Source organism: Streptomyces collinus Tu 365 (genome assembly GCF_000444875.1).
GTDB lineage: Bacteria > Actinomycetota > Actinomycetes > Streptomycetales > Streptomycetaceae > Streptomyces > Streptomyces collinus_A.
The window spans coordinates 4,242,035-4,264,800 of the sequence record NC_021985.1 but is presented as its reverse complement, the minus strand read 5'-3'; the positions used below and the strand labels follow the sequence as shown (position 1 = coordinate 4,264,800).

The 22,766-nt window shown below is 74.7% G+C and carries 20 protein-coding genes, 1 tRNA gene, 1 other RNA gene and 2 pseudogenes; 12 read left to right on the top strand and 12 right to left on the bottom strand.

Going from position 1 to position 22,766, the window contains the following annotated elements; translation table 11 throughout:
• Nucleotides 1-158: 158 nt before the first annotated feature.
• Nucleotides 159-377: a hypothetical protein gene (locus B446_RS18570; RefSeq protein WP_020940981.1), complete on the bottom strand. Its 219-nt coding sequence runs from the start codon at nt 375-377 to the stop codon at nt 159-161.
• A gap of 129 nt (nt 378-506) precedes the next feature.
• Here B446_RS18570 and upp point away from each other — a divergent pair, with 129 nt between their 5' ends.
• Entirely contained in the window at nt 507-1,142 is a 636-nt protein-coding gene (gene upp, locus B446_RS18565) for a uracil phosphoribosyltransferase (protein ID WP_020940980.1), read from the top strand.
• A gap of 83 nt (nt 1,143-1,225) precedes the next feature.
• Here the strand turns inward: upp and B446_RS18560 are convergent, their stop codons facing one another.
• The gene (locus B446_RS18560; RefSeq protein ID WP_234967515.1) at nt 1,226-1,864 is read right to left on the bottom strand and encodes a LytR C-terminal domain-containing protein; all 639 of its coding nucleotides are present in this window, start codon (nt 1,862-1,864) and stop codon (nt 1,226-1,228) included.
• A gap of 98 nt (nt 1,865-1,962) precedes the next feature.
• On the bottom strand, nt 1,963-2,259 hold the full coding sequence (locus B446_RS18555; protein WP_003986294.1) for a type II toxin-antitoxin system VapB family antitoxin: 297 nt from the start codon (nt 2,257-2,259) through the stop codon (nt 1,963-1,965).
• A gap of 115 nt (nt 2,260-2,374) precedes the next feature.
• On the opposite strand from B446_RS18555, the gene B446_RS18550 reads away from it, so the two are divergent.
• Nucleotides 2,375-3,916, top strand: coding sequence for a helicase HerA-like domain-containing protein (locus B446_RS18550; protein WP_020940978.1), 1,542 nt, complete (start codon nt 2,375-2,377; stop codon nt 3,914-3,916).
• 18 nt (nt 3,917-3,934) lie between these two features.
• On the opposite strand, the gene B446_RS40770 is transcribed toward B446_RS18550, so the two are convergent.
• The 4 genes from B446_RS40770 to B446_RS18535 form a co-directional block, all read right to left on the bottom strand.
• Complete coding sequence (locus B446_RS40770; protein ID WP_268825382.1) at nt 3,935-4,066, bottom strand: hypothetical protein; 132 nt, start codon at nt 4,064-4,066, stop codon at nt 3,935-3,937.
• A 74-nt stretch (nt 4,067-4,140) separates the two neighbouring features.
• Nucleotides 4,141-4,464, bottom strand: coding sequence for a hypothetical protein (locus B446_RS18545; protein ID WP_020940977.1), 324 nt, complete (start codon nt 4,462-4,464; stop codon nt 4,141-4,143).
• Between the two features lie 457 nt (nt 4,465-4,921).
• Entirely contained in the window at nt 4,922-5,590 is a 669-nt protein-coding gene (locus B446_RS18540) for an HdeD family acid-resistance protein (RefSeq protein WP_020940976.1), read from the bottom strand.
• Nucleotides 5,591-5,650: 60 nt separating this feature from the next.
• The gene (locus B446_RS18535) at nt 5,651-6,271 is read right to left on the bottom strand and encodes an HhH-GPD-type base excision DNA repair protein (RefSeq protein ID WP_020940975.1); all 621 of its coding nucleotides are present in this window, start codon (nt 6,269-6,271) and stop codon (nt 5,651-5,653) included.
• Nucleotides 6,272-6,407: 136 nt separating this feature from the next.
• Between B446_RS18535 and B446_RS18530 the strand changes: the two genes are divergently transcribed.
• The 4 genes from B446_RS18530 (at nt 6,408) to B446_RS36135 (ending at nt 12,193) form a co-directional block, all read left to right on the top strand.
• Nucleotides 6,408-8,861, top strand: coding sequence for a penicillin acylase family protein (locus tag B446_RS18530; RefSeq protein ID WP_020940974.1), 2,454 nt, complete (start codon nt 6,408-6,410; stop codon nt 8,859-8,861).
• Complete coding sequence (locus tag B446_RS18525) at nt 8,854-9,492, top strand: GNAT family N-acetyltransferase (RefSeq protein ID WP_020940973.1); 639 nt, start codon at nt 8,854-8,856, stop codon at nt 9,490-9,492. Before B446_RS18530 ends, B446_RS18525 begins: the two co-directional genes overlap by 8 nt.
• A gap of 227 nt (nt 9,493-9,719) precedes the next feature.
• Nucleotides 9,720-11,510 (top strand): copper resistance protein CopC, encoded by a 1,791-nt coding sequence (locus B446_RS18520; RefSeq protein WP_020940972.1) that lies wholly within the window; start codon nt 9,720-9,722, stop codon nt 11,508-11,510.
• Nucleotides 11,511-11,539: 29 nt separating this feature from the next.
• Complete coding sequence (locus B446_RS36135; protein WP_020940971.1) at nt 11,540-12,193, top strand: poly-gamma-glutamate hydrolase family protein; 654 nt, start codon at nt 11,540-11,542, stop codon at nt 12,191-12,193.
• Here the strand turns inward: B446_RS36135 and B446_RS39940 are convergent.
• Both B446_RS39940 and B446_RS40295 read right to left on the bottom strand, forming a co-directional pair.
• Nucleotides 12,102-12,530: a hypothetical protein gene (locus B446_RS39940; RefSeq protein ID WP_052352298.1), complete on the bottom strand. Its 429-nt coding sequence runs from the start codon at nt 12,528-12,530 to the stop codon at nt 12,102-12,104. The two genes, B446_RS36135 and B446_RS39940, sit on opposite strands and share 92 nt — an antisense overlap.
• Nucleotides 12,531-12,545: 15 nt before the next feature.
• Nucleotides 12,546-12,743: pseudogene (locus tag B446_RS40295) on the bottom strand (SDR family oxidoreductase); the annotation flags it as partial.
• Nucleotides 12,744-12,937: 194 nt separating this feature from the next.
• Here B446_RS40295 and B446_RS18505 point away from each other — a divergent pair.
• Together B446_RS18505 and B446_RS18500 are read left to right on the top strand one after the other, a co-directional pair.
• On the top strand, nt 12,938-13,624 hold the full coding sequence (locus B446_RS18505; RefSeq protein WP_020940969.1) for a TNT domain-containing protein: 687 nt from the start codon (nt 12,938-12,940) through the stop codon (nt 13,622-13,624).
• A 53-nt stretch (nt 13,625-13,677) separates the two neighbouring features.
• Entirely contained in the window at nt 13,678-14,043 is a 366-nt protein-coding gene (locus B446_RS18500) for a hypothetical protein (RefSeq protein WP_020940968.1), read from the top strand.
• A gap of 114 nt (nt 14,044-14,157) precedes the next feature.
• Here B446_RS18500 and B446_RS18495 read toward each other — a convergent pair whose 3' ends face one another.
• Entirely contained in the window at nt 14,158-16,971 is a 2,814-nt protein-coding gene (locus tag B446_RS18495) for a SpoIIE family protein phosphatase (RefSeq protein WP_078614746.1), read from the bottom strand.
• Between the two features lie 398 nt (nt 16,972-17,369).
• Nucleotides 17,370-17,933, bottom strand: coding sequence for a DinB family protein (locus B446_RS18490; RefSeq protein ID WP_020940966.1), 564 nt, complete (start codon nt 17,931-17,933; stop codon nt 17,370-17,372).
• A 177-nt stretch (nt 17,934-18,110) separates the two neighbouring features.
• Here B446_RS18490 and B446_RS37155 point away from each other — a divergent pair.
• Nucleotides 18,111-18,464: pseudogene (locus tag B446_RS37155) on the top strand (tyrosine-type recombinase/integrase); the annotation flags it as partial.
• Between the two features lie 82 nt (nt 18,465-18,546).
• On the opposite strand, the gene B446_RS18485 reads toward B446_RS37155, so the two are convergent.
• A tRNA-Ser gene (locus B446_RS18485) sits at nt 18,547-18,634 on the bottom strand.
• A gap of 109 nt (nt 18,635-18,743) precedes the next feature.
• Between B446_RS18485 and ffs the strand changes: the two genes are divergently transcribed.
• From ffs to purD, 3 genes are all read left to right on the top strand, one after another.
• Nucleotides 18,744-18,840: signal recognition particle sRNA small type (ffs, locus tag B446_RS36480), an RNA gene on the top strand.
• A gap of 70 nt (nt 18,841-18,910) precedes the next feature.
• Nucleotides 18,911-21,199 carry a DNA polymerase III subunit gamma and tau gene (locus B446_RS18480; RefSeq protein ID WP_020940965.1) on the top strand — a complete coding sequence of 763 codons (2,289 nt, stop codon included), beginning with the start codon at nt 18,911-18,913 and terminating at the stop codon, nt 21,197-21,199.
• A gap of 94 nt (nt 21,200-21,293) precedes the next feature.
• Entirely contained in the window at nt 21,294-22,544 is a 1,251-nt protein-coding gene (gene purD, locus B446_RS18475; RefSeq protein WP_020940964.1) for a phosphoribosylamine--glycine ligase, read from the top strand.
• Nucleotides 22,545-22,766 lie beyond the last annotated feature (222 nt).

The following is a 22,766-nucleotide window of genomic DNA, read 5'->3' as shown; positions in this document are numbered from 1 at the left end:
CGGCGGGTGCTCGACCCACCGGCGCGCTCGTTGCCGCCACCTGCGGATCGTACGCGGCTTTTCCGGAGGCCCACGCACTCCGTCCCGGGACACCGGCGTGGGCGATGATCTTCCTTACCAGAGTCTTTCCTGCCGGGATCGTACGACGACGGCCTTCCCTACCAGCGGAACGTCCGCATCCGCATGGCGTGCCGGAGCCGGGCGGCCTTGGCGCGCCGGGGCTGCACCCGGTCGCGCAGCGCGCGTGCCTCGGCGAGGTCGCGCAGGAACTGGGCGCGCCGGCGCCGGCGCTGGGCCTCGGTCTCGGGCTCTCCCGGACCGGCGACGTCCTCGGCGCGCGCGGCGGCATCGGTCTTGTGGTCAGGCAGGTCAGGCACAGTCACACCACCCCGGGTCCGTCCCTCCCACTTTCCCTCGGACGGGGGGTTTGATGCCAGGCCGGTCAGGGGCCGGATGCGGGCCGGTGCCAGCACGAGGGGGCGGCGGGCACGGTTACTGTTGGGGACATGCGTCTCCACGTCGTCGACCACCCCCTGGTCGCCCACAAGCTCACCACGCTGCGCGACCAGCGCACCGACTCCGCGACCTTCCGGCGCCTCGCCGACGAGCTGGTCACCCTGCTCGCCTACGAGGCCACGCGGGACGTGCGGACCGAGGCCGTCGACATCCGGACGCCGGTCGCGTCGACCACCGGGGTCAAGCTGGCCCGTCCCCGCCCGCTGGTCGTGCCGATCCTGCGGGCCGGGCTCGGCATGCTGGACGGCATGGTCCGGCTGCTGCCGACCGCCGAGGTCGGCTTCCTCGGCATGATCCGCAACGAGGAGACGCTGCAGGCGTCCACGTACGCCTCGCGCATGCCGGAGGACCTCTCCGGCCGGCAGGTGTACGTGCTGGACCCGATGCTGGCCACGGGCGGCACGCTGGTCGCGGCCATCCAGGAGCTGATCGAGCGCGGCGCCGACGACGTGACCGCCGTGGTGCTGCTGGCGGCCCCCGAGGGCGTCGCGGTCATGGAGCGCGAGCTGGCGGGCACCCCGGTGACGGTCGTGACGGCGGCCGTCGACGACCACCTCAACGAGCACGGCTACATCATCCCCGGCCTCGGGGACGCGGGCGACCGTCTGTACGGCGCCGCCGAGTAGTCCCGCCGGGCCGTCCCGGCGTTTCCTCAGGCACGGTCACCGGGCTCGGTGACCGTGCCTGTGCCGTCCCGGCCCCGTCCGGGTCAGCAGTGCTTCTTCTCCGGGGCGGCGGGGGTCTGCCCGGCCTTGGCCAGGGTGGTCAGGGCCCGGTCGGCGTCGGTGCGCGCGGTGAGGTTCTTGAAGCCGTCGCCGATGACCAGGTCCACGTCGGCGCCCTTGTGGGCGGCGTCCGTGCGGCGCTCGGCGCCGGCCAGCTGGGTGGCGAGCACGGGCAGCGAGCTGTTCAGCGCGGAGGCGGGGCCGAGGAGCACCCCGGTGCCCTTGACCTTCTTGTCGAACTCCTTGGTCGCGTTGCCCACGTGACCGATCCGGAAGCCGCGCTTCTTCAGCTCGGCCGCCGTGTCCTTGGCGAGCCCGCCGCGGGGGGTGGCGTTGTAGACGTTCACCGTGATGTCGCCGGGCCTGGGCAGCGCGAGCACGGCGGCGGTCTGTGCCTTGGTGCGGCAGTCCGCCTTGGTCCCGGCCGCCGCGTCCTTCTTGCCACCGCCCGTGAAGACGTCGATGAGCTGCAGCGTCCCCCAGCCGATCAGGCCGAGCGCGGCGACGGACGCCAGGACGGCGAACGCGAGCCTGCCGCGCCGCCGCGGAGGGCGCATCCGCGGGTATTTGTCCCCCGTGATGCGGTACTGGCCGCCCATGCCGGGGGGAGTCAGCATGCTCATGAGCGCAGCGTAGTGCGCGCGAGCGGCGATGCCTATTAGATGATCAGCAGACGCCGCTCAGCGGAACCCGAAAGGGGCAACGGGCGTGTTGCGCCGGGTCAGCCGAGTTCGAGCACGCGCGCGTGCAGCACCTGGCGCTGCTGGAGGGCGGCGCGGACCGCGCGGTGCAGGCCGTCCTCCAGGTACAGGTCGCCCTGCCACTTCACGACGTGCGCGAAGAGGTCGCCGTAGAACGTGGAGTCCTCGGCCAGCAGGGTCTCCAGGTCGAGCTGCTGCTTGGTGGTCACGAGCTGATCGAGGCGGACCGGGCGCGGCGCGACGTCCGCCCACTGCCGGGTGCTTTCCCGGCCGTGGTCGGGGTACGGCCGGCCGTTTCCGATGCGCTTGAAGATCACACGGAAAGCCTACCGGTCAAGACCTTCCGGGCGCAGCCATGGCGCCGGAGTGCGACGCTGGAAAAGCCGTGTCCAAACGGGTGATAACGGTAACTACCGGGAACAGGGGCCTGAGATGAGTGACAGCGAGACGCTGCCCGCCGGGGCTCAGGAGATCGCCTCCGGGTACGCCTTCGGCGGGCCCGCCCTTGAACTCGGCGCCCTCCTGTGGGACGGCCGCTGTCACCCGGGCGCGCCGGTGCGCGTCCCGCTGTCGGTGCTCAACCGGCACGGTCTGGTCGCGGGCGCCACCGGCACCGGGAAGACCAAGACGCTCCAACTCGTCGCCGAGCAGCTGTCGGCGCAGGGTGTGCCGGTGTTCCTCGCCGACATCAAGGGCGACCTGTCCGGCATCGCGCGGCCGGGGCAGCCGGGCGACCGGGTGCGCGGGCGCGCCGCCGAGGTGGGCCAGGAGTGGACCCCGGCAGGCTTCCCGGCTCAGTTCCTGGCGCTCGGCGGGCTCGGCCATGGCGTCCCGGTGCGGGCCACCGTCACCGCCTTCGGCCCGGTGCTGCTGTCCAAGGTGCTCGGCCTCAACCGGACCCAGGAGCAGTCCCTGGGCCTGATCTTCCACTACGCCGACACCAAGGGCCTCGAACTGGTCGACCTGAAGGACCTCAGGGCGGTCGTCGCCTTCCTGACCTCGGACGAGGGCAGGGCCGAACTGCGCGAGATCGGCGGCCTGTCCACCGCCACGGCCGGGGTGATCCTGCGCTCGCTGACCGCCTTCGAGGCCGAGGGCATGGCGGACTTCTTCGGCGAGCCGGAGTTCGGCACGGCCGACCTGCTGCGCACGGCACCGGACGGGCGGGGCGTCGTCTCGGTGCTCGAACTGGCCGCCGTGCAGGACCGGCCGCGGCTGTTCTCGACGTTCCTGATGTGGCTGCTGGCCGACCTCTTCCACGACCTGCCGGAGGTCGGCGACCTCGACCGGCCCAAGCTGGTCTTCTTCTTCGACGAGGCCCACCTGCTGTTCGGCGACGCCTCCAAGGCGTTCCTGGAGTCGATCATCCGGACCGTCCGGCTGATTCGCTCGAAAGGGGTCGGCGTCTTCTTCGTCACGCAGTCCCCGAAGGACGTGCCCTCCGACGTCCTCGGGCAGCTCGGCAGCCGGATCCAGCACGCCCAGCGGGCCTTCACCCCGGACGACCAGAAGGCCCTCGCGGCCACCGTGAAGACCTTCCCCGACTCCCCCTACGACCTGGCGGAACTGCTCACCGGCCTGGGCACCGGCGAGGCCGTGGTGACCGTCCTCGGCGAGCAGGGCGCCCCGACCCCGGTCGCCGCCACCCGGCTGCGCGCCCCCGAGTCCCTGATGGGCCCGGTGGACGCGGACGAACTGGACCGGGAGGTACGGGCGTCCGCGCTCTTCGCGCGTTATGCACAGGCTGTGGACCGCGAGTCGGCGTACGAGCGGCTGAGCGCCCGGCGCACCGCGCCGCCCGAGGCCGGCCGTCCTGCCCCCGCCCCGCGGACCAAGGCACCCGAGCGGGAGCCGTCGCTGGTCGAGGAGGTGGTCGGCAGCGGCATGTTCAAGTCGCTGGCCCGCTCGGTCGGCACCCAGCTCGGCCGCGAGATCACCCGGTCCCTGTTCGGTACGGCCCGGCGGAGGCGGTAGACCGCCCCCGCCGGTGCGTCAGCGGGCGTCCTCCTCCTTCGCGGGCGCCGGCGGGTTCTCGGCTTCCGGCCCTTCCGGCCGGGGCGGCGTGCTGCGCCTGGCCTCCGCGCGCAGCAGGGCGCGCAGGACCGCGTACGGGTCTGTGGGCATGGCGGTGTTCCTCGGTGTGTCTCGGTGTGTCTCGGTGTTCCTCGCGTCGGACCGACCGGCCTGGGCGGGACCGGTCAGCAGCGCAGGACCACCGTGCGCAGCAGGGGCACGGCCGACGGCGGCAGCGGCACGGCGGGACGCGGTCCCGGCGCGGGGCGCGCGGGGACCGGCGGGTCCGCCGGGGGCGCGGCGCGGTCGGCCGCGCCGGGCTGGTGCAGGGCGCGGGCGGGGGGCCGCAGCAGCGAGTCGAGGACGTCGTGCTCGGCGGCTCCGGCCGACGCGGCCGGGGCGGGCGCCGTCGTGGCCTGCACATGGGCGCCGGGCACCCACAGGGCGAGGAGCAGCACGAGCACCCGCAGCCAGGTGCGGGTGCGGGGGAGTCCCGGGGTGCCGCTCACGGCTGGTCTGTGCCCGCACGGCCCCCGCCGCGACTCGCGCGGCGCACCGGAACCGCCCGGTCGGCCTAGGCCGACACGACCTGGCGCCCGGTCCACAGGGCCCGGTCGGCCCAGCGTCAGGCTGTCACCGTGTGCTTGGCCCAGCGTCCGGCTCACGCCGCCCGGTCGGTCCAGCGTCCGGCCATCACCGTGCGCTCGGGCCAGTGCCCGGCTGTCACCGTGCCGCTCGGTCCGGCGTTCGGCCCACGCCGTGCGCTCGGTCCAGCGTTCGGCCATCACCGGGCGCTCGGTCCCGTGCCCGGCTGTCACCGTGCCGCTCGGTACAGCGTTCGGCCCACGCCGCCCGGTCGGCCCAGCGTCCGGCTGTCACCGTGCCGCTCGGGCCGGCGTCCGGCTGTCACCGTGCCGCTCGGGCCGGCGTCCGGCCATCACCGTGCCGCTTGGCCCAGCGTCCGGCTCACACCGTGCGCGGGACCTGCCGGGCGCGTGCGCGGATGCGCAGCGCGGTCACGATCTCCACGACGCCGACGACCACCAGCCAGCAGCCGGCGACCAGGGTCAGCACCGCGACCGACTGGAACGGCGCGTCGATGAGCACGATGCCGGCGGCGAAGGTGAGGATCCCGAGGGCGATGTGCCAGCCCCGGGCGGGCATGCGGTGGTCGGAGACGGCGGCCAGGGTCTGGGTGATCCCGCGGAACAGCCAGCCGATGCCGATCCACAAGGCGATCAGCAGCACCGACTGCATGGGCCCGCGGAAGCAGAACAGGCCCAGCAGGATGGACAGCGCGCCGCTGACGAAGGCCAGCACGCGCAACGAGGCCCGCTGGTGGGTGCCGAAGGCCGCGGCGAGCTGGAAGACGCCGCTGACGAGCAGGTACACGCCGAACAGGACCCCTGCCACCGTCAGGGACTGGTCGGGCCAGACGAGGACCAGGACGCCGAGGACCAGCGAGACGACGCCGGTGCCCAGGACGAGCTGCCAGGCGGCCCGGGACAGGGCGTGCAGGGGGCCTTCGAGAGGTGGCTCGGGCTCGTGGTGGTCGCGCGGCGCGTGGCCCGCGTGGACGGTGCGGTCGTCGTACTCACGGTCCCAGGAGGGGCCGCCGCCGGGTGCCTCGGTCATGCTCCATGCTGGTACCGGCCCGGCCCCCGCCGCCAGCGGAGCGGGGCCGGGCGGCTGAGGTCACTTCCCGGCGGCCCTGGTGGTCCTGCCGGCCTTCGTGGCCTTGTCGGCCTTGGCGGCCGCCTTCATCTCCTGCTTGTGGGCGCGCACCTTGGCCAGCGACTCGGGTCCGGTGATGTCGGCGACGGACCGGAAGGACTCCGCCTCGCCGTAGCCGCCCGCGGCCTCCCGCCAGCCCTCGGGACGCACGCCGAGCTGCTTGCCGAGCAGGGCGAGGAAGATCTGCGCCTTCTGCTTGCCGAAGCCGGGCAGGTCCTGGAGCCGCCGCAGCAGCTCGGCGCCGTCGTCGACGCCCTTCCAGACCAGCTCGGCGTTCCCGTCGTAGTGCTCGACCAGGTACTGGCACAGCTGCTGGATGCGCTTGGCCATCGAGCCCGGGTAGCGGTGCACGGCGGGCTTGGCGGAGAGCAGCCCGGCGAAGGTCTCCGGGTCCATGACCGCGATCTCGTGCGCGTCCAGGTCCTCGGCGCCCAGCCGTCCGGCGATGGCCGCGGGTCCCTTGAACGCCCACTCCATCGGGATCTGCTGGTCCAGCAGCATCCCGGTCAGCGCGGCGAGCGGACTGCGCCCGAGCAGCGCGTCGGCCTCGGGGTCCTGGGCGAGGTGCAGGGTGACGTCCATGGCTCGATGATCGCCCGCCGGGTTGCGGGGCGCAGCCGGGGGGTGGCTCCCGCGGCTCTGCCGTCCGGCGTAGGATGCCCGAGATTCATTTAGGCAAGGCTAACCTAAATTAATGGCGAGTGAGGGGTGTCCCCGGGTGACGACCGAGACCTACCGCGATGCCTGGGGCATCCCCCATCTGCGGGCCCCCGACGTCCTGGCCCTCGCCCGCGCCCAGGGCCGGGTCACCGCCCTGGACCGCGCCTGGCAGATCGAGGTCGAACGGCACCGCGCCCAGGGCACCTCGGCCGCGTTCCTCGGCGCCCCCGCACTGTCCTGGGACGTCCTCGTCCGCCGGGCCCGCCTCGACGACACCGCCAGGCGCTGCTTCGCGACCCTGGAGCGCCGTGACGCCGAGACCGCGCGATGGGTCCGGTCGTACGTCGACGGTGTCAACGAGGGCCTGGCGGACGGTGCCCGGCGCGCCCCGGAGTTCGCGCGGACCGGCCTCGCGCCCGGGGCCTGGCAGCCCTGGACCCCGCTCGGCGTGTGGCTCGCCACCCACCTGCTCTTCGCCGGCTTCCCCGCCAAGCTCTGGCGCGAGCAGGCGGTACGGCATCTCGGCCCGGGGGCGGTCGGCCTCTTCGCCACCGACGGCCCCGGCACCGCGGGCAGCAACGGCTGGCTGCTGTCCGGCGACCGCACCGAGACCGGTCTGCCGCTGCTGGCCGGCGACCCGCACCGCTTCATCGAGGACCCGGGCGTCTACCAGCAGATCCGGCTGTCCTGCCCGGAGTTCGACGTCGTGGGCCTCGCCGTGCCGGGCGTCCCGGGCATCGCCCACTTCGGCCACACCGGCACGGTCGCCTGGTCCGTCACGAACGCCATGGCCGACTACCAGGACCTCTACCGCGAGCGCCTGCGCCGCACCGGCGCCGGGGTCCAGGCCCTCGACCCGGACGGAACCTGGCGCCGGGCCGCCCGCCACACCGAACTGGTCGAGACGGCCGGAGAGCGCCCGCTGGAGATCGAGGTGCTGGAGACGGCCCGAGGCCCGGTGATCGCCGGCGGCCCGGAGGGCCTGACGGCGGAGGCGGCGCCCGCCGAGCAGGCGCCCCGTCCGGCCGGGGCCGCCGGAACCGCGAAGGTGCCCGGGGCGCCGTCTGCCGGCGAGCCCGGCGTGCCGTCCGCCGGGACGGCGGACGTACCCCGGGCGCGGTCCGCCGAGGCCGCGGACGCCCTCGGTGCGCGGTCCGCCGACGTGCCCGGCACGCCGTCCGCCGGTGCCGCCCGAGCGCCCGGTACGCCGTCGGCCGAGCCCGCCGTCATGCCCGGGGCGCAGCCCACGGAGCCCACGGAGGCCACGGAGGCCATGGATGCCGGCGAGGCCGCTGAGGCCGCGGAGGCTCCCGGCGCCCCGTCCGCCGACGCTTCCGGGGCGGCGCACGCGCCCGCTCACCGCTTCCCCACCGCCCTCGCCCTGCGCTACCCGCCCCGGGTGACCGGTGACCTCGGCTTCGGGGCGCTTCTGCCGTTGCTGCGGGCCCGTCGGGTCGAGGACGTCGACGCCGCCTTCGACGCCTGGGCCGAGCCGGTGAACGTCGTCCAGGCCGCCGACACCGAGGGCGGCCTCCTGCACCGGGTGGCCGGCCGGGTGCCGGTCAGGGCGGCGGCCAACCTCGTCCAGCCGGTCCCCGCCTGGCGGCCCGGCCACGACTGGCGGGGCTGGCACGAGACGCCGTACGCCGGTCTCACCGACGGCATCGCGGTGATGGCCAACCAGCGCGGCCCGGCGGCCCCCCTCGGCGTCGAGTTCGCCCCGCCGCACCGCGCCGACCGCATCCGCGCCCTGCTCACCGAGCGCGGCACCTGGACCGCCGCCGCGACGGCCGCCGTCCACACCGACACCCACCTCGCCTCCGCCGCCCCCCTCCTCGACCGGCTCGCCGCCCTGGACGGACTCACCCCGGAGGCGGCCCGGCTGCGCGACCGGCTGCTCGCCTGGGACCGCCGCATGGACGGCGACAGCACCGACGCCGCGGTCCACGCCGCGGTGCGCACGGCGGTCGTCCGCCGCCTCGCCGCCCACCCGGTGTTCGCCGCCCTGGCCGAACCGCCCGCCCACCCCGAGGTCCTGCTGCCCTGGCTGGCCCTGGTCCCGCGGATCGGGTACGCCCTCGAACACCTGCTGCGGGCCGAGGAGCTGTACGGCATCGACCGCGACGCCGCCGTCCGGGCCGCCGTGGAGGAGGTCGCCGCCGCACCGCCCGCCGGCACCTGGTCCGACGGCCACCGGCTCGCCCCCTGGCGGGCGCTGCCGGGGGAGCCGTACGAGGAGCCGGGGCTCTCCGGCGACCACGACTGCGTGCTGTGCACCTCGGCCGTCCCCGGCCTCACCGACCGCGCGGCCCGCGGCCCCGCCGCCCGCTACGTCTGGGACCTGGCCCGCCGCGAGGACAGCCGCTGGGTCGTCCCCTTCGGCGCCGACGGCGTCCCGGGCGCACCCCACCACCGCGACCAGCTCCCCCTGTGGCTCGGGGGAGAGCTCGCCCCGGTCGTCACCGACTGGGCCCAGCTGACGCTCGAACGCACCGAGGAGACCGATGACTGACCCGCACGCCCCCACCGCGGCGTCCGGCCCCGGCCCCGCCCCCGCCCACGAGCAGCGCGTCGACGGCTACGGCACCGTCCGGATCCGCCCCCTCGACCCCGCGGCCGACGCGGGCACGGTGCACGCCTGGGTGAGCGAGGAACGCGCCGCGTTCTGGGGCATGACCGGCCTCACCCGGGACCAGGTGACGGAGGTCTACGCCCACCTGGCCACGCTCGACACCCACCACGCCCACCTGGTCACCAAGGACGGCGAGCCGGCCGCCCTGCTCCAGACCTACGAGCCCGGCGCCGACCGGGTCGGCGAGTGCTACGAGGTGCGGCCCGGCGACATCGGCGTCCACCTCCTCCTGGCGCCCGCCGGACCGGCGGGGCGGCAGCCCGGCTGGACCGCCGCCCTACTCGGTGCGATCACCTCGTACGTCCTGCGGGGGCTGGGGCGCCGGCGGATCGTCGTCGATCCCGACGTCCGCAACACCAGGGCGATCGCCCGCTTCGGCCGCCAGGGATTCACGCCCGGACCCGAGGTCGTCCTGCCCGAGGTCGACCTGCCGGACGTGTACCTGCCGGAGAAGCACGCCCGGCTGGCCTTCCTCACCCGGGAGACGGCCTTCCCGGCCGACCCGGCCTGAGGCGACCCCGGTCTGAGGCGGCCCCGGCCCCGGGGCGGACCTGGCCTGAGACGGACCTGGCCTGAGACGGACGCGGTCTCGGGCGACCCTGGTCTGAGGCGGCCCCGGTAGGGGCGACCCCGGCCCCGGACGGTACCCGGGAAAGGCCCGGCCGCCGTGGTGAGCACGGCGGCCGATCGCCGCGTACGTATACGGAGGACGTGCGGGCCGGCGAACGGAGGCATCGGGTGCGCGACCGACACGGGTGGGCCCGGCGGCTGACCGTCCTGTGCGCGGGCCTGTTGCTGGCCCTGCTCGGCACGGCGGCGCCCGCCTCGGCCCACGCGGCCCTGCGCGGCACCGATCCGGCCGACGGCACGGTCCTCAGGTCGGCGCCCCGCCAGGTGACCCTGACCTTCACCGAGTCGGTCGGCCTGCTGACCGACTCCTTCCGCGTCTACGACCCGCGCAACCACCGGGTGCGCACCGGTGAGGCGGACCACCTCCCGGGCCGCTCCGACACCGCACGCGTCACCCTGCCCGCCCGGCTGGGCACCGGCACCTACACGCTGGCCTGGCGGGTGGTGTCGGCGGACAGCCACCCGGTGTCCGGGGCGCTCACCTTCTCGGTGGGCCGGCGCACGGCGACCGCCGCCCTGGCGCCGGAGCGCACCGAGGACCCGGCGACCACCACCCTCTACAACATCGCCCGCTACGTCGCCTACCTCGCCGTGGCCCTGCTCCTCGGCACGGCCGCCTTCGTGGCGTACTGCCGGCCGGAGGCCCGAGACCACCTGCGCCGTCCGGCCCTGGCCGCCGGCTGGACCCTGGCGGCAGCGACGGCCGCGTTGTTCCTGCTCCGGGCGCCCTACGAGGAGGGCACGGGGCCGGCCTCCGCCCTCGGCCTCGCCGCCGTCGCCCGCACGGCCGCCACCCGCCCCGGGGAACTCCTCCTCGCCCGGCTGCTCCTGCTGGCCGTCGCGGGGGCCTGCGCGCTGTCCGCGCGGCGGTGGCGCGACACGGTCCCCCGCCGGGCCGTCCTGACGGCGGCGGCGGTCCTCGCCGTCGCCCTGTGCCTGACCTGGGCGGCCGCGGAACACGCCTCGGCGGGCCTCCAGGTTCCCGTCGCCATCGCCTCGGCCACCCTCCACCTGCTGGCGACGGCGGCCTGGCTCGGCGGCCTGACGGCACTGCTGCTGACCCTGCGCCGCACGGCACCGCGGGAACCCGCGCCGATGGCCGCCACCCCCCGTGTCGCCACCCGCTTCTCCCGGCTCGCCTTCGCCTCCGTGACGGTCCTCGTCGCGACCGGCGTGTACCAGTCCTGGCGGGGCCTCGGCTCCTGGCAGGCGTTCACCGGCACGCCGTACGGACGCCTCCTGCTGGCGAAACTGGCGGCCGTCACGCTCCTGCTCGCCGTCGCCTCCCGCTCCCGCCGCTGGACGGCCCGCCTGGCGGAGCCGGCCCCCGTGCCGCTCGCCGGTCGGGTCCCCCAGCCGGCCGGCGGTCCCCCGCCGCCGGAACCCGAGCCGCCCGCCGCGCCGCGGCCCTCGCCGGACCGCCTGCGCCGCTCGGTGCTCGCCGAGGTCGCGGTGGGCGTCGTGGTGCTGGTCCTGACGACCCTGCTGACGAGCACGCTGCCGGGCCGGGCCGCGGCCGAGGCGGTGAGCTCCGGCACGGCGGTGGCCGGCATCCCGGCCGCCTCGGTCACCACGATCCCCTTCGACGTCGGCACCCCCGGCGGCCACGGCAGGGTCCAGGTCACCCTGGACCCGGGCCGGGTCGGCGCCAACTCCGTCCAGGCGGTCGTCTACGGCCCCGACGGCGGCCTGTCCGCGGTCCCCGAGGTGCGGATCACGCTGACCCTCGCGGACCGCCGGATCGGCCCCCTGGACACCCGGGTCACCGACCGCGGCGGCTACTGGGCGGCCGACTCCTTCGACGTCCCGCTGCTCGGGACGTGGACCATGAAGGTGACGGTGCGGGTGTCCGAGGTGGACCAGGTGACCGTGTCGAGGACCGTGCGGGTGGTGCGGTAGCGGTCCCGGACCGGGGGAGAGGCGGGAGCATGACGCGCGGCGAGCGGGTGGTGATCGAGGGAGCCGAGTTCACCGCCTTCCTGACGTCCGGGTCGGGCATCGGGCTGCTGGCCCTGCACGCCGGCACGGAGGGCGGCACGGCGGAGCTGGCCGAGGAGGTGGCGGCCCGGACCGGGGCGAGTGCGCTGGTCTTCGCCCAGCCGGCCGGCGACCCGGTGCACCTCCCCTCGCACCGGATGGCGGTGGACCACTGTGCCGCGCTGCGGGAGTTCCTCGCCTCCGTGACGGTGGTGGTGTCCCTCCACGGCCACCTGCGGCGCGAGACGCCGCGGGCCGTCTTCCTGGGCGGCGCCAACCGCGAGGCGGCCCGCGTCCTGGGGCACGAACTCACCGTGCACGCACCGGACTTCGAGGCCGTCACCGACCTGGACGCCATCCCGGCCGGGCTGCGCGGACTGCACCCGCGCAACCCCGTCAACCTCACCGCCGACGCGGGTGTCCAGGTCGAACTCCCGCTCGGCGCCCGGACTCTGCGCCCCGGGAGGGTCCGCGGGGTCCCGGACCTCCCGCCGCCGTCGGTGACGGCCGCCCTCACCGCCGCGGTCGAGCGGCTGGCGGCCCGCCCGCCAAGTCCCGCCCACCCAGGACCTGGTCGAGACGGGACACCTGGTAGTGGCCGATGAGCCACTCGTCCCCGGACCGCACCAGCACCACGCCGAGCTTGACGTGCAGCGTGGGCCGGTCGGTGAACCCGAAGTCCACGTCCAGGTATCCGAGCACGACGTCCGCGGAGAGGCGCCTGCTCTCCAGCACGCGGTACGCGGCCGTCAGTCCGGGCGGCTGGGACGCGTAGTAGTCGGCGACGCCCTGCCTGCCGACGCTGTAGGGGTGCAACCCCTGGAAGGTCGCGTCCACGGTGAACAGCGCGGCGATCCGCTGCGGTTCGTGGCCGTCGACGCCCGCCTTCCACCGGTCGAGGACGCCGCGCAGGACGGCCTCGGTGTCCGGCATGCCGTTCATCACGGTGTCCTTTCGGTGGCCCGCGCCCATGCCGCCGTCGACGTGGAGGACCTCGCCGGTGACGAACGGAGCGTTCTCCAAGTACAGCACCGCGTCCACGACGTCGCTCCGCTCGCCCATCCGCCCGACCGGGTGCAGGGCGGCGGGGGCCGCGTACGTCTCCTGCGGATGCGTGGGCGTCTTGACGGTGCCCGGCGACACCGCGTCGGCCCGTCGGCGCGGCTCCACGCGCGTCACGCCACGTCGGCACGGGGGTCCCGGGCCGGGTGTCCGCCGTCCGGGCGATCCGCTCGTCGTTTCGGGTGACTTCGCGGGCCGCCTCCCGCACCGCGGCATATGCCTCGCGTGAACCTGGGCCCGACCACCCGTACGGCGCCTGGTGGGTGCCGGAAGAGAAGGGACCCCGGATGCGCGTACTGCGCGCCCTCGTGGGGAGCGTCCTCGCCTCGCTCCTCCTGGTGGCCGGCATCGCGCCGGCCACGGCCCAGGCCGACCGGCACCCCGCGGTGCGCGGTGCGCACTGCCCGACCGCGGACCGCGGCCGCGGGACCAACAGCCCGCCGTCGACCGCACTCCAGCCGTACTTCCTCGACGACTGGCGGCTCGGTCCCCGGCAGCTGCCCCGCACGGGCGCCCTCGGCAAGATGCTGCGCGGCTACCACCGCACGGACTCCGTCTCGCCCTACTGGTTCCTCGGCTGCTACTGGCAGACCGACCCCAAGACCGGCAGGTCGGGCTGGTGGTACCCGGACCACGACGGCTTCGTGCTGCGCGACGGCAAGCCCCTGGAGCGCACCGTGACGCTGCGCAAGGGCCAGCTGGTCGACCTCTTCGGCAGCGGCTTCGGCAACTTCCTCGCCCCGGCGGGCACGCCCTACGCCCAGCGCGCGATCCCGCCGAGCAACCTCGACAGCTACGTCGAGCAGTATCCGTTCAGCTACCACCTCTACCGGGTGCACGAGCCGTTCACCGTCCGCGCGGGACCGATCCGGCCCTGGTTCGGCCAGCCCGGCCTCGGCCTGCAGTACGTGACGACCCCCTCGGTCGCCGACCTCGTCTCCTCGCACCACCTGGACGCGGTGCCGGTGACCTGACCCCGCGAGCCGGGGACGCTCCGGGCGGCGACGACAACGAGGACGGCGGGGCCATGGACAGCGCGGAACTCGTCTCACGGCTCCGCGAGGCCGGCGTCCCGGAGGCGTACTACGAGATCACCGGCGTGCACGAGGTGCCCGTACGGCCGGACGCCCACTACGTCATGCGCCACGAGGCGGGCGCCTGGACCGTGGGCGTACGGCAGCGCTCCCAGGACGGTGCGACACGGCGTTTCGGTACCGAGGCGGAGGCCTGCGCGTACCTCTACGCGAAACTCACGGCGCTGCCCCCTCCCCCTTCGGGGGCAGCGCACCCCCTGGAAGAGCTGCTCGCGGACCCCGAGGAGATCCAGCGGCAGGCGTGGCGGGACTTCGAGCGGGCGGCCCGAGCCGAACCCGAGGAGGACCCGGACCGCTGAGCGCGCCGGCCGCGCGCGGCCCGGGCCCTCTCCGCCGGCGGACCCGCCGGCGAACGGCCCGGGCCGGCCGCGCGGGACCAGGCACGGGCGCACGGGGCCACGCACGGGCCCGGCTCACGGCCCGAGGTCGTCGAACTGCTCCAGCAGGAAGTCGACCGGCGGGGTGCCTTGGCCGCCGGGGGCGCCGTCCTGCAGCGCCTGCTCCGCCCAGATGACCTTGCCGCGGGGCGTGTACCGCGTTCCCCACCGCTGGGCGAACTGCGCCACCAGGAACAGCCCCCGGCCGCCCTCGTCCGTGTTCGCCGCCCGCCGCAGGCGCGGTGAGGTGCCGCTGCCGTCCGACACTTCGCAGATCAGGCAGCGGCCGCGCAGCAGCCGTACGCCGATCGGCGGCGAGCCGTACCGGATCGCGTTGGTGACCAGCTCGCTCAGGATCAGCTCCGTGGTGAACCCGCTCTCCTCCAGACCCCACTCGCGCAGCGTCCGCCGGCAGTGCGCCCGCACGGTGGGCACCAGCGCCGGGTCCGGCGGTACGGTCCACTCCGCCACGCGCGAGGGCGGGAACACCCGGGTGCGCGCCGCCAGCAGCGCGATGTCGTCCAGAGAGGGCGAGGGCTCCAGGGCGTCGATCACCGCCTGACACGTCTGCTCGGGCGTGCGGTCGCCCGACCCCTCGAGCGCCCGGCGCAACCGCTTCATCCCGAAGTCGATCCCCCGGGCGCGGTTCTCCACCAGCCCGTCGGTGTACAGCACCAGCTGGGAGCCCTCCGGCAGGGGCACGTCGGCGGTCTCGAAGGGGTAGCCGCCCAGCCCGAGCGGCGCCGAGGCGGGCACGCCGGGACAGCTCACCGTCCCGTCCGGGCTCACCACCACCGGCTCGGGGTGCCCGGCGCGGGCCATCGTGCAGACGCCCGTCACCGGGTCGTACACGGCGTACAGACAGGTCGCCCCGGTCACCCCCACGCCCTCGTGGTCCGCGGCGGCGTCCCCGGTGTCCTCCTCGTTGTCCATGCGGACGACCAGGTCGTCCAGGTTGCCCAGCACCTCGTCCACGGGCAGGTCGAGGGTGGAGAAGTTGTGCACCGCGGTGCGCAGCCGGCCCATCGTCGCCGCCGCGTGCAGCCCGTGCCCGACGACGTCTCCCATCACCAGCGCCACCCGGGCGCCCGGCAGCGGGATGACGTCGAACCAGTCACCGCCCACCCCCGCCTCGGCGGGCAGGTACCGCCAGGCCACCTCGAGGGCGTCCTGCTCCGGCTGGCCGCGCGGCAGCAGGCTGCGCTGGAGCGTCACCGCCATCGCGTGCTCGCGGGTGAACCTGCGGGCGTTGTCGAGGGCCACCGCGGCCCGCGCGGCGAGCTCCTCGGCCAGGGCGAGGTCCTCCGGCTCGAAGGGCGGGGAGTCCGCCGTCCGGTAGAAGCTCGCCACGCCCAGCGGCACGTGACGCGCCCGCAGCGGCACGGTCACCAGCGACCGCAGTCCGCCCGCCAGGGCCCCGCGGGCGCGCTCCGGGTCCTGCTTCCGCCAGCCGGGCGCCTCCCGCAGGTCCCTCTCCAGCACGCCCCGGGCCTCCCGCAGCGTCCGCATCTGCGGGGCGTCCGGGTCGAAGGTGATGACCTCGCCCACCGGGTAGGTCGGCACGATCCCCTGCTCGCCGCCGATCGCCGCCCGGCGCAGATGCCGCCAGCCCTCCGCGGTCGGCTCCCAGCCCCGCAGCACCGCGTCGAGCAGGTCCACCGTCACCAGGTCGGCGAACCGCGGCGCCGCCACGTCGGCCAGCTCCTGGGCGGTGCGCCCCACGTCGAGCGTCGTCCCGATCCCCGTCCCGGCCTCGTACAGCAGCTTCAGCCGCTCGCGGGCGACGTCGGCCCGCCCGGAGACCGCCGCCAGCTCGGTGGAGTCCCGCAGGGTCACGACGCTGCCGCCCGGCCCGCCCCGCGGGTACGTCGGCCGCTTGTTCACCATCAGCAGCCGGTCACCGGCGAGGTGCACCTCGTCGCTGGCGGGCTCCGGCGACTCCAGCAGCCGCAGGACCGGTTCGGGCAGTCCCGCCTCCGCCACCGGCCGCCCCACCGCGTCCGGGGGCAGCGCGAGCAGCCGCGCCGCCTCGTCGTTGGCCAGCAGCAGCCGCCCCTCGGGGTCGATGATCAGCACGCCCTCCCGGACGGCGTGCAGGACCGCCTCGTGGTGCTCGTAGAGCTGCGCCAGCTCCGTCGGCGCGAGGCCGCGGGTCTGCCGCCGCAGCCGCCGGGAGACCAGCCTCGTGCCCACCGTGGCCAGGACCAGAGCGGCCGCGCCGCACCCCAGGATGATCGGCAGCTGCGGCATCCACAGCTGCGCGACGTTGCGGACCGTGATGCCGGCGGAGACCAGTCCGACGACCTTGCCGTGTGCGTCGTACACCGGCACCGTGGCCTGCACGGCGGTTCCCTGGCCCGCGGGCAGCGGCGGGCCGCCGGCCTGCTCCACGACGGTCCGGCCGCGCAGCGCGGGACCGATGTTCCCGACGAACTTCTTACCGATCTCCCGCTGATAGGGGTACGTGTAGCGGATCCCTGCCGGGTTCATGGCGACGACGAAGTCCACCCCCGCGCGCTTGCGCGCCTCTTCGGCCCGCGGCTGCAGCACCGCCGTCGGGTCTGGGCTCCGCAGGGCGTCGGCCACCCCGGGGGAGCTGGCGAACGTCTGGGCCGCGACCACCGACTCCCGCCGCCCCTGCTGCAGCGCGTCGCCCGCCGCCTGCAGCACCATGGCCGCCACCGCCCCCAGGACCAGCAGCACCACGACGACGACCTGGAGGAGGAACACCTGGCCCGCCGCACTGCGCAGGTTCAGCAGGGAGGCACGGCCCCGCGGCCGGCTTGGCGGCCGGCTTCCCGCGGACGGATGACGCTCCGGGCCGCTGGAGCGCCCGGAAAATTCCTCCATACTCCCTTGATAACACCGCGAGGTGTGACGGGAGTCATACTCGGTAAGTCGCGCGCGCGGGCCCGCGCCCCCGGAAAACGCCAGAGGGCCGGGCCACTTTCGTGACCCGGCCCTCTGAACCGGCGGAGGATACGAGATTCGAACTCGTGAGGGGTTGCCCCCAACACGCTTGCCAAGTCTGTTGGCGGCCCGCCAGAGGCCGTGCCGGGGCATTCACCTGCGTTCATGGCCGTCCGGGCGCTCATCACGAGCCGAGGGCTGGACCCGCCTGAACGGTGGCGTCCGTCACTGAATGAGACGGAAACGAGGAGTCCCGCGACGGCCAGGCCCGTGCCGCGCTGCCTCCGTCGGGCCAGCTGGACGCCGGCGGTGAAGATCGATCGCCGGTTGCCGAAAAGTCATACCTGGTGCGGTACAGCTCCGCCCTGCCAGCGGTAGAGGTCGCGCAACAGGGAAATCTCAGCGCCGTGATGGATCAGCTCCCTATTGACGTGCAGGACCCTGTTCTCCATGGGAAACCGCTCGGGACCCGCCATGGGCGGACGCTCCAGGTCAGCGTCCGAGAGCGCGCGGACTCCCTCGTTCCATCTCCCGTACATCTCATCGAGCTGTTTCAGCGCCTCGTCAGCGGTCCCCGCGTAAGCGAATGTCTGGGAGTCGACGTCCTGGCCGCCGAAGTACCACCCGACCCGATAGCCCAGGCACGAGACGATGATGTGTGCCAGCCGCCAGGCAATCGTGGTCACCGGCGCCGGCACCGGGTTAGGGGACGCGAAGTCCATCGCCCACTCCCCCGAACCTTCCGACATCGGTGCGGCCGACGTACCACGCGGGCGGACGCTCCAGCAGCCGCGCACCGGCTCCCAGAAGTACTCCTCATCGGCCAGACCGTCCAGCCGTGGGCGCAGGTTCGTGCGCCAGTGCCAGTCCAGCTGCTCCGCGAGCCGCTCGTTTCTTGTCATTTCCGCACACTACATACAGCGGATACTTGGCTCCGCTCTATCCACTGAGCTACAAGCATTCAGGTTGCAGCCGATGAAGGGGATTTGAGGCAAATCGGGAAACCGAGTCGTCCGTAGTCGGCGGTACCTGGTGGACGGCGAGCCGGTGCAGATGGCGACCTCCTACCTGCCCGCGGAGCTGGTTCGCGACTCGCGGCCGGCGCCGACTGGGAGGGCAAGGGCTACGTCTTCGCCTCGCCGACCGGCGGGCCGCTGAGCCCGAACACTGACTTCCACGTCTGGAAGCGCCTGCTTCGTGACGCCGGTGTGCGGGACGGCCGTCTCCATGACGCTCGCCACACCGCCGCGACCGTTCTCCTGATCCTTGGCGTCCCAGACGTCGTGATCGACTCGATCACGGGTTGGGAGCCTGGGGGAGCGGCCCGGATGCGCGCTCGCTACATGCATGTGACGGGGATCATGCTCCGCAAAGTCGCCCCGCAGGTCGGGGAAGCGCTCTGGGAGGCGGCCGGGCCCGAGGAAAAAACCAACTGGGACGGAAACCGGGACGGAGAACGTCGAAGGGCCCCACCGCGAACGGTGGGGTCCTTCGACATCGTGCCCGGTGAGGCACTGGCGGAGGATACGAGATTCGAACTCGTGAGGGGTTGCCCCCAACACGCTTTCCAAGCGTGCGCCCTAGGCCTCTAGGCGAATCCTCCGCCGGAAACATTACATGACCGAGGAGGGTGCTCGCGAACCCGTTCCCGCAGGCCCGCATCGGGTGTCGGGCGCGGTACTGACCGCGGCCCGGGATCGGGTACTGTGGGGCACAGCCCCTCACGCGGCGCTATCTGACTGAACTCCCCCAGGGCCGGAAGGCAGCAAGGGTAGGTTGGCTCTGGCGGGTGCGTGGGGGGCCCTTGTGTTTCCGGGGCTCTTCCGCCGGGCTCTCCGGGCGGAGCCCGTTGTCAGTGGACGCCATTAACCTCGTATGCGTGTCGTCTCTCGCGCTGTACCGCCGCTATCGCCCGGAGACCTTTGCCGAGGTCATCGGGCAGGAGCATGTCACCGACCCGCTGCAGCAGGCGCTGCGGAACAACCGGGTCAATCACGCGTACCTGTTCAGCGGTCCGCGCGGCTGCGGCAAGACGACCAGCGCACGCATCCTGGCCCGCTGCCTGAACTGCGAGCAGGGCCCCACCCCCACGCCCTGCGGCGAGTGCCAGTCCTGCCGCGACCTGGCGCGCAACGGCCCGGGCTCGATCGACGTCATCGAGATCGACGCGGCCTCCCACGGTGGTGTGGACGACGCCCGTGAGCTGCGCGAGAAGGCTTTCTTCGGGCCCGCGAGCAGCCGGTACAAGATCTACATCATCGACGAGGCCCACATGGTCACGTCGGCCGGCTTCAACGCCCTGCTGAAGGTCGTCGAGGAGCCGCCGGAGCACCTCAAGTTCATCTTCGCGACCACGGAGCCCGAGAAGGTCATCGGCACCATCCGGTCGCGCACCCACCACTACCCGTTCCGGCTCGTGCCGCCCGGGACCCTGCGGGACTACCTGGGCGAGGTGTGCGGCCGGGAGGACATCCCCGTCGAGGAGGGCGTGCTGCCGCTCGTCGTCCGGGCCGGCGCCGGTTCCGTGCGTGACTCCATGTCCGTCATGGACCAGCTCCTCGCCGGCGCCCGGGAGGAGGGTGTGACCTATGCCATGGCCACCTCGCTCCTCGGCTACACCGACGGCTCCCTGCTGGACTCCGTGGTCGAGGCCTTCGCCACCGGTGACGGGGCCGCCGCCTTCGAGGTCGTCGACCGCGTCATCGAGGGGGGCAACGACCCTCGGCGGTTCGTCGCCGACCTGCTGGAACGGCTGCGGGACCTGGTGATCCTGGCCGCCGTCCCGGACGCCGTCGACAAGGGGCTCATCGACGCCCCGGCGGACGTCCTGGACCGCATGCAGGCCCAGGCCGGCACGTTCGGCGCCGCCGAGCTGAGCCGCGCCGCCGACCTCGTCAACGAGGGCCTCACCGAGATGCGCGGCGCCACCTCGCCCCGCCTCCAGCTCGAACTCATCTGCGCGCGGGTGATGCTCCCCGCCGCCTACGGCGACGAGCGGTCCTTGATGGCCCGCCTGGACCGCCTGGAGCGCGGTGTCGGCTTCGCCGGCGGGGCCGGCGCGCCCGCCATGGGGTACGTCCCCGGGCCCGAGGCCCACGCCGGCCCGGCCCAGGGTGGCGCCCCGGTGCCGCCGGGCGGCGGACCGGCCGCCGCGCGCGCGGCCGTACGCGGCCCCGGCGTCCCGTCGGGTCCCGGCGGACCGGCCGCCCCGGTGGCTCCTGCCGTCTCGGCGCCCCCGGCCCCCCAGCCCCAGCCCGCCGCCCCGGCCCAGGCTCCGGCACCGCAGACTCCGGCACCCCAGGCCCCGGCCGCTCCCGCTCCCGCGGCTCCGGTCCCGGCGGCGGCCGCGGCCTCGGCGCCCGCGCCCGGCGCCTGGCCGACCGCCGCTCCCGCCGGCGGCGGCCGGCGCCCCGGCGGCTGGCCCACGGCCGCCCCGGCGGGCGCCCCGCAGGCCGCCGCACCCGCCCAGTCCCGACCCCAGCCCCAGCATCAGGCGCCCCCGGCCGCGGCTTCCGCCGCCCCCTCGGCGCCCGCGGCCCCTGGCCCGGCCGCGCCCGCCGGGAGCGTGGACCCGCGCATGCTCTGGCCGAACGTCCTGGAGGCGGTGAAGAACCGGCGCCGGTTCACCTGGATCCTGCTCAGCCAGAACGCCCAGGTCACCGGCTTCGACGGCACCACCCTCCAGATCGGCTTCGTCAACGCGGGGGCCCGCGACAACTTCGCGAGCAGCGGCAGCGAGGACGTGCTGCGGCAGGCGCTGGCCGAGCAGTTCAACGTGCAGTGGAAGATCGAGGCGCTGGTCGACCCCTCGGGTGGTTCGGCGGCCCCGCCGGCCGGCGGTCCCCCCGGCTTCGGCGGAGGCGGCCCCGGATACGGAGGCGGCGGTTTCACCGGCGCGCCCGCCGGTGGCGGCCCGGCCGCCGCCGCGCGCCCGGCGGCGGCCCGGCCCGGCTCCCCGGCGCCCGCCGCCCCGCAAGGTGGCGCCCCGTCCGCTCCGGCGCCCGCGGCTCCCGCGCGGTCCGCACCGCCGGAGCCGCACCCGGTCGCCCCCGAGGACGACATCCCCGAGGACGACGACCCCGACCTCGACGAGTCGGCCCTGTCCGGCCACGACCTGATCGTGCGGGAACTGGGCGCGACCGTGGTGGAGGAGTTCACCAACGAGTAGGACGGTGGTGCCGGTGCCGGTGCGGGCGCGTTCGTAGGAACCCACAGGATCCCCGGCCCCGGGTCTTCGGCGACCTTGCCAGTAGGCTGACCCCGTGAAGGTCCTCGTCATCGGCAGCGGCGCCCGCGAACACGCCCTGTGCCGCTCCCTGTCCCTCGATCCCGACGTCACCGCGCTGTACTGCGCCCCCGGCAACGCCGGCATCGCCGAGGTGGCCGAGCTGCACCAGGTCGACGCGCTCGACGGCAAGGCCGTGGCCGCGCTGGCCGGCGACCTCGCCGCCGACCTCGTCGTCGTCGGCCCGGAGGCCCCGCTGGTCGCCGGCGTCGCCGACGCGGTGCGCGAGGCGGGCATCCCCGTGTTCGGCCCCTCCGGTGAGGCCGCGCAGCTGGAGGGCTCCAAGGCCTTCGCCAAGGACGTGATGGCGACGGCCGGCGTGCCGACGGCGCGCTCGTACGTGTGCAGCACGGAGGCGGAGGTCGCCGAGGCCCTCGACGCGTTCGGCGCCCCCTACGTCGTCAAGGACGACGGCCTGGCCGCCGGCAAGGGCGTCGTCGTCACGCACGACATCGAGGCCGCCAAGGCCCACGCGGCCGGCTGCGAGCGGGTGGTGATCGAGGAGTTCCTCGACGGGCCCGAGGTCTCCCTGTTCGCCGTCACCGACGGCGTCGCGGTCGTCCCGCTGCAGCCCGCCCAGGACTTCAAGCGCGCCCTGGACGGCGACGAGGGCCCCAACACGGGTGGCATGGGCGCGTACTCGCCGCTGCCCTGGGCCGACCCGAAGCTGGTCGAGGAGGTGCTGGAGACGGTACTGCGGCCGACGGTGGACGAGATGCGCCGCCGCGGCACGCCGTTCTCCGGTCTGCTCTACGCCGGCCTCGCGATCACCTCGCGCGGTGTCCGGGTCATCGAGTTCAACGCCCGCTTCGGCGACCCCGAGACCCAGGTCGTGCTGGCCCGCCTGAAGACCCCGCTGGCCGGCGTCCTGCTCGCCGCCGCGAACGGCACCCTCGGCGACCTCGCGCCCCTGCGCTGGAGCGAGGACGCGGCGGTCACCGTGGTCGTCGCCTCGCACAACTACCCCGGCACCCCGCGCACCGGCGACCCGATCACCGGTCTGGACGAGGTGGCCGCCGAGCACGCCCCGCACGCCTACGTCCTGCACGCCGGGACGAGGCGGGAGGGCGACGCGGTCGTCAGCGCGGGCGGGCGGGTGCTGTCCGTCACCGCGACCGGCGCGGACCTGACCGCGGCCCGCGAGCGGGCGTACCGGGCGGTGGCCCGCATCGGCCTCGACGGCTCCCAGCACCGCACGGACATCGCGGCCCGGGCGGCAGGTGCCTGACCTGCCCCTGAGTCCTCCAGGCCCCGGACGAAAATCCGGGGCCTGATCTTTGCTGCCTGTCACCCACCTCTGACCAAGGCCATTCCATCGGGTGACCAATCCTCCATACGGCTGACGAGGCCCGGGGCCCCAACTAGGGTGCGGCGCAAGCGTTCCGGCACTTGGCCCACCGGCATTGCGATGTCGGTGGCGGGTGCCACAGTGGGGGAGTGAGCAACGCCA

Coding starts and splice junctions, on each gene's coding strand:
- upp (WP_020940980.1), top strand. CDS start 507: ATGCGTCTCCACGTCGTCGACCACCCCCTGGTCGCCCACAAGCTCACC.
- B446_RS18560 (WP_234967515.1), bottom strand. CDS start 1,864: ATGAGCATGCTGACTCCCCCCGGCATGGGCGGCCAGTACCGCATCACG.
- B446_RS18550 (WP_020940978.1), top strand. CDS start 2,375: ATGAGTGACAGCGAGACGCTGCCCGCCGGGGCTCAGGAGATCGCCTCC.
- B446_RS40770 (WP_268825382.1), bottom strand. CDS start 4,066: ATGCCCACAGACCCGTACGCGGTCCTGCGCGCCCTGCTGCGCGCGGAG.
- B446_RS18540 (WP_020940976.1), bottom strand. CDS start 5,590: ATGACCGAGGCACCCGGCGGCGGCCCCTCCTGGGACCGTGAGTACGAC.
- B446_RS18535 (WP_020940975.1), bottom strand. CDS start 6,271: ATGGACGTCACCCTGCACCTCGCCCAGGACCCCGAGGCCGACGCGCTG.
- B446_RS18525 (WP_020940973.1), top strand. CDS start 8,854: ATGACTGACCCGCACGCCCCCACCGCGGCGTCCGGCCCCGGCCCCGCC.
- B446_RS36135 (WP_020940971.1), top strand. CDS start 11,540: ATGACGCGCGGCGAGCGGGTGGTGATCGAGGGAGCCGAGTTCACCGCC.
- B446_RS39940 (WP_052352298.1), bottom strand. CDS start 12,530: ATGAACGGCATGCCGGACACCGAGGCCGTCCTGCGCGGCGTCCTCGAC.
- B446_RS18505 (WP_020940969.1), top strand. CDS start 12,938: ATGCGCGTACTGCGCGCCCTCGTGGGGAGCGTCCTCGCCTCGCTCCTC.
- B446_RS18500 (WP_020940968.1), top strand. CDS start 13,678: ATGGACAGCGCGGAACTCGTCTCACGGCTCCGCGAGGCCGGCGTCCCG.
- B446_RS18495 (WP_078614746.1), bottom strand. CDS start 16,971: ATGGAGGAATTTTCCGGGCGCTCCAGCGGCCCGGAGCGTCATCCGTCC.
- B446_RS18490 (WP_020940966.1), bottom strand. CDS start 17,933: ATGACAAGAAACGAGCGGCTCGCGGAGCAGCTGGACTGGCACTGGCGC.